This window comes from Denitrificimonas caeni DSM 24390, from assembly GCF_000421765.1.
In the GTDB taxonomy this organism is placed as follows: domain Bacteria; phylum Pseudomonadota; class Gammaproteobacteria; order Pseudomonadales; family Pseudomonadaceae; genus Denitrificimonas; species Denitrificimonas caeni.
In genome coordinates this window covers 369923-385202 of sequence record NZ_ATXQ01000002.1, presented here as the reverse complement: position 1 = coordinate 385202, position 15280 = coordinate 369923, and the positions used below count along the sequence as shown (strand labels likewise).

General features: G+C 48.8%; 15 protein-coding genes. 8 read left to right on the top strand and 7 right to left on the bottom strand.

From position 1 onward, the window contains the following. Window positions 1–442: 442 nt before the first annotated feature. Complete coding sequence (locus tag H591_RS0104725) at window positions 443–2494, bottom strand: TonB-dependent receptor (RefSeq protein WP_022965802.1); 2052 nt, start codon at window positions 2492–2494, stop codon at window positions 443–445. A 228-nt stretch (window positions 2495–2722) separates the two neighbouring features. On the opposite strand from H591_RS0104725, the gene tusD reads away from it, so the two are divergent. The 5 genes from tusD (at window position 2723) to H591_RS0104700 (ending at window position 5198) form a co-directional block, all read left to right on the top strand. After that, complete coding sequence (gene tusD, locus H591_RS0104720; RefSeq protein ID WP_022965801.1) at window positions 2723–3115, top strand: sulfurtransferase complex subunit TusD; 393 nt, start codon at window positions 2723–2725, stop codon at window positions 3113–3115. Next, complete coding sequence (gene tusC, locus H591_RS0104715) at window positions 3115–3474, top strand: sulfurtransferase complex subunit TusC (protein WP_022965800.1); 360 nt, start codon at window positions 3115–3117, stop codon at window positions 3472–3474. The genes tusD and tusC overlap by 1 nt, the downstream gene beginning before the upstream one ends. After that, window positions 3474–3776: a sulfurtransferase complex subunit TusB gene (tusB, locus tag H591_RS0104710; protein ID WP_022965799.1), complete on the top strand. Its 303-nt coding sequence runs from the start codon at window positions 3474–3476 to the stop codon at window positions 3774–3776. Before tusC ends, tusB begins: the two co-directional genes overlap by 1 nt. A 2-nt stretch (window positions 3777–3778) precedes the next feature. Further along, window positions 3779–4114, top strand: coding sequence for a TusE/DsrC/DsvC family sulfur relay protein (locus tag H591_RS0104705; protein ID WP_028244184.1), 336 nt, complete (start codon window positions 3779–3781; stop codon window positions 4112–4114). A 112-nt stretch (window positions 4115–4226) separates the two neighbouring features. Then, a complete protein-coding gene (locus H591_RS0104700; RefSeq protein WP_022965797.1) occupies window positions 4227–5198 on the top strand; it encodes a glycosyl transferase family protein in 972 nt (323 codons plus the stop codon). Window positions 5199–5249: 51 nt separating this feature from the next. Here the strand turns inward: H591_RS0104700 and H591_RS0104695 are convergent, their stop codons facing one another. From H591_RS0104695 to H591_RS0104675, 5 genes are all read right to left on the bottom strand, one after another. After that, entirely contained in the window at window positions 5250–5954 is a 705-nt protein-coding gene (locus H591_RS0104695; RefSeq protein ID WP_022965796.1) for an ABC transporter ATP-binding protein, read from the bottom strand. A 2-nt stretch (window positions 5955–5956) separates the two neighbouring features. Further along, window positions 5957–6724 carry a high-affinity branched-chain amino acid ABC transporter ATP-binding protein LivG gene (gene livG, locus H591_RS0104690; RefSeq protein ID WP_022965795.1) on the bottom strand — a complete coding sequence of 256 codons (768 nt, stop codon included), beginning with the start codon at window positions 6722–6724 and terminating at the stop codon, window positions 5957–5959. After that, a complete protein-coding gene (locus tag H591_RS0104685) occupies window positions 6721–7974 on the bottom strand; it encodes a high-affinity branched-chain amino acid ABC transporter permease LivM (RefSeq protein WP_022965794.1) in 1254 nt (417 codons plus the stop codon). Before H591_RS0104685 ends, livG begins: the two co-directional genes overlap by 4 nt. Further along, window positions 7974–8900 (bottom strand): high-affinity branched-chain amino acid ABC transporter permease LivH, encoded by a 927-nt coding sequence (gene livH / locus H591_RS0104680; protein ID WP_022965793.1) that lies wholly within the window; start codon window positions 8898–8900, stop codon window positions 7974–7976. Before livH ends, H591_RS0104685 begins: the two co-directional genes overlap by 1 nt. A gap of 69 nt (window positions 8901–8969) precedes the next feature. Further along, a complete protein-coding gene (locus tag H591_RS0104675) occupies window positions 8970–10094 on the bottom strand; it encodes a branched-chain amino acid ABC transporter substrate-binding protein (RefSeq protein ID WP_022965792.1) in 1125 nt (374 codons plus the stop codon). A 228-nt stretch (window positions 10095–10322) separates the two neighbouring features. Between H591_RS0104675 and H591_RS0104665 the strand changes: the two genes are divergently transcribed. Further along, on the top strand, window positions 10323–10667 hold the full coding sequence (locus H591_RS0104665) for a hypothetical protein (protein ID WP_022965790.1): 345 nt from the start codon (window positions 10323–10325) through the stop codon (window positions 10665–10667). 57 nt (window positions 10668–10724) lie between these two features. Here the strand turns inward: H591_RS0104665 and hemN are convergent, their stop codons facing one another. Continuing rightward, a complete protein-coding gene (gene hemN / locus H591_RS0104660; protein ID WP_022965789.1) occupies window positions 10725–12113 on the bottom strand; it encodes an oxygen-independent coproporphyrinogen III oxidase in 1389 nt (462 codons plus the stop codon). 200 nt (window positions 12114–12313) lie between these two features. Here hemN and H591_RS0104655 point away from each other — a divergent pair, with 200 nt between their 5' ends. Both H591_RS0104655 and tig read left to right on the top strand, forming a co-directional pair. Beyond that, on the top strand, window positions 12314–13837 hold the full coding sequence (locus H591_RS0104655; protein WP_022965788.1) for a phospholipase D family protein: 1524 nt from the start codon (window positions 12314–12316) through the stop codon (window positions 13835–13837). A 114-nt stretch (window positions 13838–13951) separates the two neighbouring features. After that, window positions 13952–15280: a trigger factor gene (tig, locus tag H591_RS0104650; RefSeq protein WP_022965787.1), complete on the top strand. Its 1329-nt coding sequence runs from the start codon at window positions 13952–13954 to the stop codon at window positions 15278–15280.

Below are 15280 nucleotides of genomic sequence, written 5' to 3'. Positions count from 1 at the left end.
AGTCTTTAGTGCGACTCTTTTAAGCCATCATTCTATGGAGTTTTATTAAGACCTGTTGGTCTGCAACAAGTAAAAATCTGCACAGTTGATTAGAGCTGCAATAGTGCAAGCACTACACATGGTCAATGAGTGCTTCGGGGTGGGTGTGGTGAGCGAGTCAAGGATGACGAGCGCCGGAGTTGAACCCTGGATGGGTTCATCGACGGATAAACACCTACCTCGAAGTACGACATGCACAGGCAGATGCTTCTAAAAAACATACAGAACGATTTGCACATGCCGTACCTTATTAGTATCGCTTTTCCCTCAATGAGGCATCCTGCCTCGATTCGGGGCTACGCCATCCATGGCTACGCTTGTCGCCATACTAACAAGATGCTCATTGAGCAGTGATGTTGACTGTCTAGTACGGCATACGCAAAATTAAAGTTAGACGGTACTGTTAAAAACTGAACTTAACACCCGCAGTCAGATTACGGCCGGGTAGTTGCACATCATCTTTAATAAAAGAAGAGTGCTCGCGCGCCTTAACGTTTAACAGGTTATCTGCACGCAAATACAGGGTGTAATCACTGCTGGATAGCTGTCCTTGATAGTTCAGCGCGGCACCCAGCATGTTATAGCCTGACGTTTTAGTTTCGTAATCAGCAATATTGTTTTGCTGTTGTACTCGCCATAATTCAACCTGACCATCCAGTGCAGAAGTAAAGGTATGCTGTAAACGCAAGCCCACTCTATCCGCAGGGATACGCGCTAAATCACCCCCTTTGCCGCGTAACTTTCCGCGCACATGGTCAGCCAATACTGTGCTAGTAAAACCATTGCTGAATTGATAAGCCATTTGACCTTCAACACCACGAAAAACCGCATTGTCCTGCTGGTAGGAAATAACCCGATAATCAGCTCCAGGGCGTTTACCAGTATCTTTGCCGTAAATATAATCATTGATCCGGTTTTGATAGAGACTCAGGCTATAGGTTAAAGCACCTTGGTGTTTGCGTAGAGTGAGCTCAATGTTGTGTGATGTTTCTTTATCAAGCTGAGTATTGCCTTGCTCAATAGTGCGACTCGCTGCGTGCGGACCAAAGGCATATAACTCCTCAGCTTCAGGTAAGCGTTGCGAGCGTGAAAACGACGCACCAAGGTTGTAATCAGCAGCGAAGTCCCACACTGCACCTATAGATACTGAAGTGCCATGGTGATTTCTATTGGGTTTTGTACCTTTACGCACATCAATGTTTTGCCATTCATGACGTAAACCGAGCTCATAACGCAAATCCTTCCATTGGTATTCCTCTAAAACAAACACTGCATGATTGTTGGTTAAAGTGGCGGGTACATAGGCTTCTTCACCTGACGCTTTAAAATTACGACGAGTACTTTGTCCGCCGATGGTGCCACGCCAGCCAAATAGGGGGTCATGGGTCAACTCTAAACGCGCGTCAGTGGCTTTATTATCAAAGCGTGTCGCGACATCCTGACCTTCAATTTCTTCGTGCTGATAATCGGTGTGCGCCAAGCGTAGTTTAGCCAAGCTAAATCCAGCAAAAGGATTGTTATATTCACCACGCACATCCCAGCGTTTTTGCACCATATCAATATAAGGTGCGCCGTGATCATGATCATGGTTGTGTCCACCGCCGTGGCTGCCGCAATGCCAGTGCAGTGTTGCGCCATGCCCGTGGGTGTGGCAATGACCTTCTTCGTGCGCGAGCAAACCGTATTCATTGGCTTGGCGGGTATAGGCCACGCCTAAATAACCCTCATCACCAATCCAGCTCAAACCTAGAGTCCCAGTGCTGGTGTCGTTGTACGAACCTGTTTGTTTTTTCGAGCGAGAGCCATCTTCATGACCCGCTAGACGATAAGGATCAGCATCGCGCTTTAAACCCTCGACTCGCAGAGCAAAATCTTCTAAGCCTAAGGTTGCACCAGCGATAGCGGTGCTTTCTTTAGCCACTGTGTTGCCTTGCCATTCAAGATCAACTTGATGGCCATTTTCAGGTTGCTGGGTGGGGATTTTTTTATCAATCAGATTGACTACGCCGCCAATGGCACCGCCACCATACAGCAGGGTAGCTGGGCCTTTAAGAACCTCGATGCGCTCCAGTAGCAGTGGCTCGGTGGTCACCGCATGATCAGCGCTTAGCGTTGAAGCATCCAGCATACCGACGCCATCCGACAGCACTCTGACACGTGCGCCATCCATACCGCGGATCACCGGACGGCTGGCACCGGCACCAAATGAGCTGCCACGCACCCCAGGAATATTTTTCACCGTATCGCCTAAGGTGGCTTGCCGCTGCAGTAAGAGTTGCGAGCCTTCGAGTACCTCTGATGCGCTGACCATTTGCGTGGCAGATTGAGCCAGCGCACTGGCGCTGATAACAGTCGTGGGCAGTTGTGCGGTGCCGGCATTTTGCGCATGAGATTGAGCTAAAGGTAGTGCCGCTAGGCTGATAGCAAGCACAAGAGGGTGTCTATTGGGCAACATCTTAAAACCTATATGATTTTGATAAGAGAAAGGATGTTTCTGGCCAGAAACTGCGTAACGATTAATATGTTATACTATAACAATTGAGTTTGAGTAGCTTTTGTTGTGAATAAATCAATAGCGTTAAAAATGCGTTTATGTCGTTTTGAATAAACTGGCTTGTGCTGTGAACGGGCTGTGCTTTAGCTAATCTGCTAAACTTCGTAAAATTTAGCGCGATGATCAGCTATGAAGTTTGTAATCAATGTATTGTCTTCAAGTAACGCACCTGCGACGCGTCGGGCGCTGCGTTTTGCCCAAGCCGTGTTGGCAGCAGGGCATGAAATTGTGCGGGTGTTTTTCTATCAAGACGGTGTGTTAACTGCCTCGAATAATCTTGTGGTCGCGCAGGATCAGCAGGATATTGCCAAGCAGTGGCAGGCATTTATTACGGAAAATAAACTCGATGCGGTGGTGTGTATTGCTGCGGCGTTACGCCGTGGTGTGCTCGATCAGGCCGAAGCACAACGCTATCAGCGCGAAGCGGTCAATCTTGCCGATGGTTATCAATTATCAGGATTAGGCCAATTGCACGATGCTTTACAACAGGCTGATCGCTGTATCAGCTTTGGAGGCGAATGATGGCTAAGTCTGTGTTATTGATCAGTCGTCAAGCGCCTTGGGCAGGGATCGGTGCAGCAGAAGCCTTGGATATTGCCCTCGCTGCTGGCGCTTTTGATTTGCCGCTGAGTATCTTGTTTATGGATGATGGCGTGTTGCAGTTGCTCGATCAACAACAGCCGCAAGCACTTGAGCAAAAAGACCTGTCGGCCAATTTACAAGCACTGCCGATGTTTGGCATTGAGCAGCTCTATGTCGCGCAGCATTGTTTAACTGTGCGAGGTTTAGCGGACAACCCGTTAGCACTGACGGCCGAGCGCGTGGATGATCAACGCATCCAACAATTGATCCGCCAACATGATTATGTGATGACACTGTGATGACGACCTTACATATTATAAATGCTGCACCCACGCAAACGACGCAATTGAGCAGTTGCTTGCGCGTCTTGTCTGCGGGTGATGGCATTGTTTTCTGTGGTGAGGCTGTACAGGCTTTGCGCGCGGGTAGTCTGGCTGCTCAGCAACTGCAAGGTATTGATCACAGCTGCAAGGTATACGCCCTGGAAGAAGATGTGCTGGCGCGCGCTATTGATGCAGAGGCTCTGCCGGTAACTTTGCTGGATTATCCTGCTTTTGTTGCCCTGTGCGTTGCATACTCACGGGTGAGTAGCTGGACATGAGTGTGGATACTTTAGTTGTTGAAGGGCGTGAGATTGCTCTCGATCAAGATGCCTGTCTGTGCAGTCTTGCGGATTGGTCACCCCAAGTGGCGCAGGCGCTGGCCGCACGTGAAGGCATGGAACTGACCGATGCGCACTGGGAGGTTCTGTATTTATTACAGCAGTTTTACACTCAGTTTCAGTTGTCGCCAGCCAATCGTGCGTTGGTTAAATATGTCGCGTTGAATTTGGGTAAAGACAAAGGCAATAGCTTGTACTTGAACGGTTTATTTAATGGCATGCCAGCTAAGTTAGCTGCGCGTCTGGCAGGGCTGCCTAAACCTGCCAATTGCTTTTAAATAAGCCTGCGCAACAAAGCTTGATATAGGTCAAACCATGTCAATGCTTGCTGCGAATAAACCACGTATGCTGTGCCAGTATTAATAAATATTAGCGGTTTGGAGTGCGGTAATGAGTGAGTCGATGGAACATCCTTTTGCTTCTTTTGTACGTATTTTAGGTAAAGGACAAAAAGGCTCACGTGGTTTAACCCAAGAAGAAGCCTATACAGCGATGGGCATGATGCTCGATGGCAAAGTGGAAGACACCCAGTTGGGTGCTTTTTTAATGCTGTTGCGCTTTAAAGAAGAAACCCCAGAAGAATTGGCCGGTTTTACTCTGGCTGTGCGCGAACGTGTGACTGCACCGGCGATTGCTGTGGATCTCGATTGGCCTGCCTATGCTGGTAAGCGCCGTCAGTTGCCTTGGTTTATGTTAGCGGCCAAAGCGCTGGCCAATAATGGCGTGCGCATTGTGATGCACGGTGGTGGCCGCCATAGCGCGGGCCGCATGTATGCTGAAGACTTGCTCGATGCGTTAGCGATTAAGTCCTGTAATTCATGGGATGAAGTGGCTGAACATATTGAGCGCGATAATATTGCCTTTATCCCCTTAGGCGTTTGGATGCCGCGTTTGCAGCGCATGATTGATTTGCGCAATACCTTAGGGCTGCGTTCTCCGGTGCATTCGCTGGCGCGTTTACTCAATCCGTTGTCGGCACGCTGCGGCCTGCAAAGTATTTTCCATCCGGGTTATCAAGTTGTGCATCAACAAGCCAATGTCATCCTTGGTGATCATGCGTTAGTGATTAAAGGTGATGGCGGTGAAATTGAAGTACGCCCTGATGCTACCGATCAGTTGCTGGGAGCCACTGACGGCCAGGCTTGGACTGAGGAGTGGCCAGCGCAAATTGGACGTCAGGTGAAAGCGCAAAGCTTAGATGCCGAGCGTTTATTAGCGGTATGGCAGGGGACAGAGCAGGACTTGTACGCTGAGCAAGCGATTCTCGCGACTATGGCCTTAGCGTTACGCGGCTTGGGCCGTGAGCGTGATGCCGCCTTTAGCGAAGCAGCGCAAATGTGGGAAAAACGTCACTCAGCATAAGAGTAAAGTGACGCCGTGCGCAAAGCGCGGCGTCACTGGCATAGCAAAAGATTAACCACCTAAATAGGCTTGGCGCACTGCTTCATTGCTTAGCAGGTTCGCTCCGGTATCTTCTAAGACGATACGTCCGTGTTCCATCACATAACCGCGATCGGCCAGTTTTAACGCTTGGTTAGCATTTTGCTCAACCAAAAATACGGTGACGCCATCATTACGCAGTTGTTCGAGAATCTGGAAGATCTGCTGAATGATAATTGGCGCTAAACCCAAAGAAGGCTCGTCGAGTAGTAATAAACGCGGCTCACTCATTAATGCGCGACCAATCGCCAGCATCTGCTGTTCGCCACCACTCATGGTGCCGGCGCGCTGTTGAAAGCGCTCATGCAGCCTTGGGAATAAGGACAGCACACGATCCAAGCGTTCATTTTTGACATGTTTGTCATCACAGAAGAACGCACCCATGGCAAGGTTTTCTTCAACCGTCAGACGGGCAAACACGCGACGACCCTCCGGCACAATCGCCATACCCATACGCATGATTTGCGCGGTGGTTTTGCCGCGCAAATGCTGGCCTTCATAAATGATTTCGCCACTGGCGGCTTGCGGATCGCCACACAGCGTCATCATTAGCGTGGTTTTTCCGGCACCATTGGCACCGATCAGTGTAACAATTTCACCACGATTAACCTGAATCGAGACATCATGCAGTGCTTGGATTTTGCCGTAATAGGTGCAGACATTGTTCATCACCAGCATGGTTATTCTTCCCCCAGATAAGCTTTGATCACCGCAGGATTATTGCGTACTTGCTCTGGTGTGCCAGAGGCTAACGGTGTGCCTTGGTTGATCACGACAATATGGTCAGAGATATCCATCACCAGCTTCATATCATGCTCGATTAACAACACGCTAATCTCGTGGTTATCACGTAAATCTTTAATCAGCTGCTTTAACTCATCGGTTTCACTGGGGTTCAAGCCGGCCGCCGGTTCATCTAGCATCAGTAGCGATGGGCGGGTGACCATGCAGCGCGCGATTTCTAAACGGCGTTGCTGGCCGTAGGCGAGGGTACCGGCTTCACGGTTCGCGTCTTCAACTAAACGCACTTTCTCCAGCCAGAATACGGCGTTATCCAGCGCCTCTTTTTCAGCTTGGCGATAACTACGGGTTTTGAACAGACCGGCTAATAAGCTGTTATTGAGATGCTGATGCTGGGCGACTAATAAGTTTTCCAGCACCGTCATGTCTTTAAATAAGCGCACATGTTGGAAGGTGCGAATCATGCCTTTGCGGGCGATTTTATAGCCCGGCAAGCCTTGGATTTCTTCGCCAGCAAAGACAATTTTACCGCTGGTAGGCTGATAAAAACCGGTGAGGCAGTTAAATACGGTGGTTTTTCCCGCACCGTTTGGTCCAATCATCGAGACAATTTGTCCTTGCTTGATAGTCAAACCAACGCCGTTCACCGCTAACAAACCGCCAAAACGCATGGTCAAGTCTGAGACTTCTAAAATGCTATGACTCATGGCTTCAACTCCATGTGCGGTCGCTTCATCGGTAGCAAACCTTGTGGTCGCCAAATCATCATCAGCACCATCATCAAGCCAAATAACAGCATGCGGTATTCATTAAACTCACGGGCCATCTCGGGCAGTACGGTCATCACAATAGCTGCCAAAATAACGCCAATTTGCGAGCCCATACCACCGAGAACGACAATGGCTAAAATAATCGCTGACTCAATAAAGGTGAAGGACTCGGGGCTGATAAAGCCTTGGCGCGCGGCAAAAAAGCTGCCAGCAAAACCTGCAAAGGTTGCACCGATGGTAAAAGCGCTGAGTTTGATATTAGTTGGGTTCATCCCCAGTGCACGGCAAGCAATTTCGTCTTCGCGCATGGCTTCCCAAGCGCGACCAATTGGCATCCGGATCAGACGATTAATCACAAACACGGTGATCAGTACCAATACCAACGCGAGCAAGTAGAGAAACATCACGCGGTGATTGGAGTTAAAGGCAATACCGAAAAACTCATGGAAGGTTTGCGAGCCTTCGCTGGCGCGTTTACTGAACTCTAGGTTGAATAATGTCGGTTTCGGAATGTTACCAATACCACGCGGACCACCGGTCCAATCGGTGAGGTTATTGAGCATGATGCGAATGATTTCACCAAAGCCCAAGGTAACAATAGCTAAATAGTCACCGCGCAGGCGCAACACCGGAAAGCCTAAAATAAAGCCAAAGAATGCCGCCATAATCCCTGCAGCGATTAAGCCGGTCCAAAAGCCCACGCCAAAGTACAAGGCCAGCATGGCGTAGGTGTACGCACCGACCGCATAGAAACCGACATAGCCAAGGTCGAGCAAGCCGGCTAAGCCGACAACAATGTTGAGACCCAAACCAAGCATCACGTAGATCAGCACCAGCGTCGCTAAATCAATTTGACTGCGTGAGCCTATGAAAGGAAAAATCAGTGCTGCGGCGATTAAAAAACACCAGACGATACGCTGTACAAACTGACGTTGACTGATGTCACGTATGCCTGCGGATAGGGTTGGTTTTGGGATCAGACCGAGTACACGTTCAATCGGATCGCGAAATAGATTATAGAAAAAAATCAGTAGACTGGCTGCAGCGACTTTCCATAACACCGAGTCTTCTGCACCAACTAAAGTCAGTTCTGTCCCGACTTGAGCGAGGCGTACACCGAGTAATACCGCGCTTAAAATCAATACCACTATTGCGGAAAAAATCGCCGATTTAAAATACAAGCGCATCAGACTTTCTCCACTTCTGGGCGTCCCAAAATACCGGTCGGACGAAATAACAGAATTAGAATCAGCAGAGCAAAAGCCACTGCGTCTTTATATTGGCTGCTGAAATAGCCTGAGGTCATCGCTTCAGTCACTCCGAGTACCAGTCCACCGAGAACTGCGCCAGGAATACTGCCAATACCGCCCAGTACCGCTGCAGTAAAGGCTTTGAGGCCGGCCATAAAACCGATGTAGGGATTGACCACACCGTAATAGAGGCTGAGTAGTACGCCGGCAACCGCCGCTAAAATCGCTCCAATCACAAATGTGATGGCAATAATGGCATTACTGTTAATACCTAAAAGCCCAGTCATCTTAATGTCTTCAGAGCAAGCACGACAGGCGCGGCCGGTGCGAGAGCGGGAGATGAAAATGCTCAAAGCAATCATCGTGATCAAAGTGGTAGCGAAAATAATAATTTGCATGTACGACAAGCTGGCGTGAAAGCTGGCTTCATCGCCAATGGTAACGCCGCCGGTGACTACGCTTGGCATCGCGACATCACGAGCGCCTTGGGCAATGCGCACAAAGTTCTGTAGCAGAATCGACATACCGATCGCAGAGATCAGTGGGATTAAACGGTTACTACCGCGCAGTGGACGATAAGCCACGCGCTCAATACTGTAACCGTAAGCACTGGTGACAATAATACTCAGCGCAAAAGCGCCAAAAATCATCAGCGGTAAACTTTCTAGGCCGAGCATGGCCAGCCCAGTCAGCGCAATAAAAGTAACGTAACTGCCGATCATATACACCTCGCCATGGGCGAAGTTGATCATGCCAATAATGCCGTAAACCATGGTGTAGCCAATGGCAATCAAGGCATAGGTGCTGCCGACGGTTAGGCCGTTGAGCAACTGTTGGAGGAAGTAAAAAAATGCTTCGTTCATAAGAATATCCGGCAAACAAAACAGCCTCGCACGCTCAACCACTGAACGGCGAGGCTTAAGACAGTTAAATTACTCGGTTAGAGCTGTTTTGCTGCCGTCAGCGTGCCACTCGTAGACTACAAAGCTGAAGTTTTTAAGGTCACCTTTGTCGTCAAACTCAAGGACGCCTGTTGGTGTGTCGAAGCTGTTGCTGCGCAGCGCTTGTGCAACTTTTTCAGGGTCTTGTGATTTGCTGATGGTCATCGCATCAGCCATCACTTGTACCGCTGCGTAGGCAGGGAAGACAAAGGCGCCACGTGGATCTTGCTTTTTAGCTTTAAAGGCTGCAACTAAATGTGCGTTCTTTGGGTCTTCATCAAAGGCTTTTGGCAATGTCACCAGCATGCCTTCGGAGGCGTCACCAGCAATTGCTGAGATGTCGCTGTTACCCACACCTTCAGGACCCATAAAGCGTGCGCTGAACTTGTTTTCTGCCGATTGGCGCAGCAGCATGCCCATTTCTGGGTGGTAACCACCGAAGTAAACGAAATCAACGTCTTCTTTTTTCAGTTTAGCAATCAGTGCCGAGAAATCTTTATCGCCAGCGGTCACACCTTCAAATAAAACCACTGGAATCTTGGCATCATCCAACGCTTTTTTAACCGAGGTGGCAATGCCTTCACCGTACTGCTGTTTATCATGCAAAATGGCCGCGCGCTTGGGTTTGAGTTGTTCAACCACGTAGTTACCCGCCGTTGGGCCTTGCATGGTGTCGAGGCCGATTGTGCGGAAAATCAGGGTGTGGCCTTTCTCCGTCAACTCAGGTGCGGTTGAGGCGGCAGTGATCATCATGATGCCTTCTTCATCGTAGATGTCCGCAGCAGGCTGGCTTGAGCCTGAGCACAGGTGACCGACGACGAATTGAATACCGTCATTGACGATTTTATTGGCGACGGCTACCGCTTGCTTAGGGTCGCAAGCGTCATCATAGGTCACAGCTTCCAGCATGCTGCCATTGACGCCACCGGCTTTATTGATTTGCTCAATGGCCATTAACGCACCCATGGATTGCATATCGCCATACTGGGCAACAGGACCGGTGACAGGGCCGGCTAGGGCAATTTTAATCGGCTCGGCGGCCAGTGAATAACTTGCTACGCCTGCTAAAGCCATCGCAGCGAACAGTGTGCTGATACGTTGAGTGGTTTTGCTCATAAAATTGGCACCTTTTAATAATATTTTTATAGTTCCAGCGCTTAAATGTGGCTAAGTGCTGTATTGCAGCGATCATCAGTGTAGAGAACTTCTCTGGTAAGTGGAACTGTGTAATATAAGCTTTAAGTCGTTAATTAAAATTGCTGCGCAGCTGACCCGCAAGTCTGCAGCGAAAGCTGCGCCAAGCGCTGGTGCTTACCCGCAGAGTTGCTCAGGAGAGCGTTGTTAATGTATGAGTCGAAAGATCAGCCACTCTTAAGTCGCATCGAGTTTTCCTGGCGCTTAGCCTCCCATGCAGTTGTCGCGGTGTTGGTGATAGTCGGTTCGATCGCTATTGGGGTTTTAGGCTTTATCTACTTTGCTGAGATGTCTTGGCGCGATGCTTTATTGCACGCGGTGTTTTTGCTGGGAGGCTTGGGAGCCATCAGCGTGCCGGTAACTGTCTCAGGAAAAATATTCCTAGCCTTATATGGTTTATATGCCGGATTGGTGTTTGTCACAGCGCTGGGTATTGTTTTTGCACCTGTAGCGCACCGGATTCTGCATCGCTTTCACTTGGATGAGCAAAACTAAAGCCTGTTTACCTGCAGCACACAGACGTTTAGCTGTCTGCTGCAGGTAAACCAAGTTTTATACTGTGCGCGAGAACTCGCCGCGTTGCTTTTCGCCGAGGTAAGCATCAAAGGCCATCGCGACACTGCGCATCATTAAGTTGCCTTGATCTAACAGCACAATGGCTTGATCGCTGATGGTCACTAAACCATCCTCAACCTGTTCTTGCAGTTGCACCAGCGCATCAGCAAAGTACTCATTGAAGTTGATAGCGTGCTTGGCTTCGATCGCAGCAATATCAATGCGGTTATGACACATCAGTGCACTGATCACATCGCGGCGCAGTTTGTCATCAGCATTGAGCTGATAGCCGCGGTGCAGGGGTAACTCAGCTTTGTTTAGATAAGCGTAGTACTGCGACAACTCTTTGACGTTTTGACTGTAGGTGTCGCCCACTTTACCGATCGACGACACGCCTAAACCGATCAAGTCGCAATCAGCGTGGGTTGAATAGCCTTGGAAGTTGCGCTGCAAAGTATCATTGATGCGCGCTTGTGCCAGTTCATCTTCTGGCAGAGCAAAGTGATCCATACCAATATAAACATAGCCTGCGCTGCATAAGCGGCGAATGGTTAACTCAAGCAGTTCGAGTTTGCGCTCGGGTGGCGGCATGTCTTCAGGACGGATCAAGCGCTGTGCGCGTACCAGTTTAGGTAAGTGCGCATAGCTGTAAGCGGCAATGCGGTCAGGGCGCATAGCGATGATTTTGTCTAGCGTGGTATCAAAACTCTCTACTGTTTGCAGCGGTAAGCCGTAAATTAAGTCAGCACTGATTGAGCGAAACTCAGCCTTGCGTGCTGCATCGATTAAGTTTTGTACTTGTTCTTCGCTTTGAATGCGATTGACCGCTTCCTGCACTTTTGGATCAAAATCTTGAATACCAAAACTGATGCGATTAAAGCCTAGGTCACGTAGCAGTTGGATTTGAGCTGGGGTAATGGTACGCGGGTCAACTTCTAGCGAGAACTGGCGCTGCTCGGTTTCATCCAGATTGAAGGCGCTGCGCAAGGTGTCCATCAAATCAGTCAGTTGCTCTTGGGTCAGGTAGGTCGGTGTGCCACCGCCAAGGTGCAATTGTGTGACCAAGCGCTTTTTATCAAATAAACTGGCTTGTAAGTGAATCTCTTGTTTCAGATACTCAAGGTATTCCACCGCTCGGCTGGTCTTTTGCGTAATGATTTTATTGCATGCGCAGTAGTAGCAAAGACTTTGGCAGAAAGGAATATGGATATATATCGATAACGGTTTCGCTGATTCTTGGGTATTGCTGCGCTCAGTTGCTTGACGATAATGATCGACAGCAAATGCTGTGTGAAATTGTGGCGCAGTTGGATAGGAAGTGTATCGTGGACCCGGACGGTCATATTTTTCCACAAGTGCTCGATTAAAGCTTGGCATTTGCTCCATTGGCCAGACCCCTTTATAGAGAAAGATTAGATGCTCAGTTTTGCTGATCATTATGAATTAGGGCTAGACTACCTGATAGACACAGATTTGCGGCAAAAGAGCAGCAAGATCTTGATTTAGCGCAATTTATTCAGCAGCGGTAATGTAGAGCAATCATTTTGTGACCTTATATGACTAAAAAATTAATACGCTGGGGATTCATGAGTCTAAGTGCTCTGCTACTTGGCTGCAGTAATTTGCCTTCTTTAGAAGGACGTAGTCAAACCTATGCCTATACAAAAGAACAGGTCGCTGATACCTATTTCGCCAAGGCACTGGCACCCTTGGAAGCGCAGTATGGTGCAGGACGAAGTGGTGTTTTTCCGCTGATCGAGGCTGACGATGCTTTTGCGGCGCGCATGATGCTGGCCAAGCATGCGCAGCGCAGTCTTGATGTGCAATATTACATTTGGCAGCGCGATATGACTGGCACCATGCTTTTTGAGGCTTTACACGAGGCGGCTGATCGCGGCGTGCGTGTGCGTTTATTACTGGATGACAATAACACCAGCAATACCGATGCTGTGCTGGCGGGTCTGAACGGCCATGAAAATATTGAAGTGCGTCTGTTCAATCCTTTTATGTTGCGCAAGCCGCGCTGGTGGGGTTTTCTCACTGATTTCACTCGGCTTAATCGGCGTATGCATAATAAGTCGATGACCGCAGATAACTCCTTGAGCATTATCGGTGGACGCAATGTCGGCGATGAGTATTTTGGTGCAACCAATGATGTGCTATTTGCTGATCTAGATGTGTTAAGCGTTGGCGAGGCGGTGCGCGATGTGTCAGCGGACTTCGATAAATACTGGCACAGCGCCTCTAGTTATCCCTTAGAGCGAGTGGTCTCCAGTAGTAAGGCTTTACCTCTAACTACTTTACGTGAGCATGCTGAGCAAATTGCCGCCAGCAAAGGCGCGCAGCAGTATGTTGAGTCATTACGTGAATCCCCCTTTATTACTCAACTGGAACAGGGTGAGGTTCCTTTTGAGTGGGTCAATGTACGTATGGTCAGCGATGATCCGCGTAAAGGGCTCGGTAAAGCTGAGAAAGAATCATTATTGATTCAGCAGTTGCAAGACATTATTGGTGATCCACAAGTCGATGTGGAGTTGATCTCGCCTTATTTTGTACCAACCGAGTCCGGCGTTGAGGCGTTTGCTTGGTTGGTGCGCAAAGGGGTTGAGGTTAAAGTGCTAACCAATTCGCTATCGGCCACCGATGTCGCTGCGGTGCATGCAGGCTACGCCAAGCGTCGACAGGCGTTGCTGGAGTCAGGTGTAATTCTCTATGAGATGCAGCGCAACCCCAGTCAAGTGAAGCGTTCAAAGGGTAAAAAGCGCTTTTTAGGCAGCTCAGGCTCTAGTTTGCATGCAAAAACCTTCTCAGTGGATCGTCAGCACGTCTTTGTTGGATCGTTTAATTTTGATCCGCGCTCCGCAAATTTAAATACTGAGCTGGGTTTTGTAATTGACAGTCCACGCTTAGCGCAGCGAATTAATCATGCGTTTTATGATGAGATTCCGGCCCATGCTTATCGAATCAAAACGATGCCCAATGGCCGGCTTTACTGGACGGAGCAGCAAGAGGGTGGAGTCAAAACCTACACCAATGAGCCCAATAGTAAACTCTGGCGACGCGCTGCCGTGCGTGTACTTTCATGGCTGCCAATTGAAGGATTATTGTAATACTGCAAATTCTCTGCCGGATTGAATGGATATTTCTGTTCGAGACCACTAGAATGCATGCCCTTGATTCTAGGGTCGGTATGTCTGGCCACGTCTATTCAACGAGGAATAACCATGCAAGTTTCCGTAGAAAGCACTTCCGCCCTTGAGCGCAAAATGAACATTAGCGTTCCAGCTGAGCGTATTGAAAATGAAGTGACTAAGCGCCTTCAGCAAACCGCTAAGCGCGCCAAAGTACCAGGCTTCCGTCCTGGTAAAGTGCCAATGAGCATCATTCGTCAGCGTTATGAAGCTGATGCACGCCAAGAAGTTTTAGGCGATGTGATCCAAGCAACTTTTTATGAAGCTGTTGTTGCTGAGAAGCTTAATCCAGTGGGTCAGCCTGCGATTGAGCCGCGTGTATTCGAGAAAGAGAAAGGTCTTGAATACGTCGCAACCTTTGAAGTGTTCCCAGAGTTTGAAGTTAAAGGCTTAGAAGGCATTGAAGTTGAGCGTCAGAGCGCTGAAGTGGCTGAATCTGATGTTGATAACATGCTGGAAATCTTACGTAAGCAAAACACTCGCTTTGTAACTGTAGAGCGTGCTGCTGAGCTGAACGACCAAGTGACCATCAATTTTGTAGGTCGCATTGATGGTGAGCCATTTGCTGGCGGTACTGCTGATAACGTACCTTTAGTTCTAGGTTCAGGCCGTATGATTCCTGGTTTTGAAGACGCTCTAGTGGGTTGCAGCGCTGGCGAAACCAAAGAAATCGCGCCAACCTTCCCAGAAGATTACCAAAACCTTGATTTGGCCGGTAAAACAGCTGAGTTCACTGTGATTGTGAATAAGGTTGAAGGTCCAGAGCTGCCAGAGCTGAACGAAGAGTTCTTCGCGATGTTTGGTAACGCTGAAGGCGGTTTAGAAGGTTTCCGTGCTGAAGTAACCAAGAACATGCAGCGTGAACTGAATCAAGCCATCAAAGGCAAAGTAAAAAGCCAAGTGATGGATGGCTTGTTAGCTGCCAATGAGATCGAAGTGCCAAGTGCATTGATTTCTAACGAAGTTGATCGTTTGCGTGTGCAAGCCGTTCAGCAGTTTGGTGGCAACATCAAGCCTGACCAATTGCCAGCTGAGTTATTCACTGAGCAAGCTAAGCGCCGTGTTGCTTTAGGTTTGATCGTTGCACAAATGGTTAAGCAGTTTGAAATCAAAGCTGACGATCAACGCGTGCGTAGCACCATTGAAGAAATGGCTGCAGCTTACCAAGAGCCACAGCAAGTGATTGAGTGGTACTACAAAAACGAACAGCAGTTAGACGACGTTCGTGCGGTTGTGCTTGAAGAACAAGTTGTAGATACTGTTTTAGCGAAAGCCAAAGTAACTGATGTTACTGTTGCTTACGAAGAAGCAGTTAAACCAGCAGCAGCGCCTCAGGCTGAAGAAGAAGCCAGCGCTGAGTGA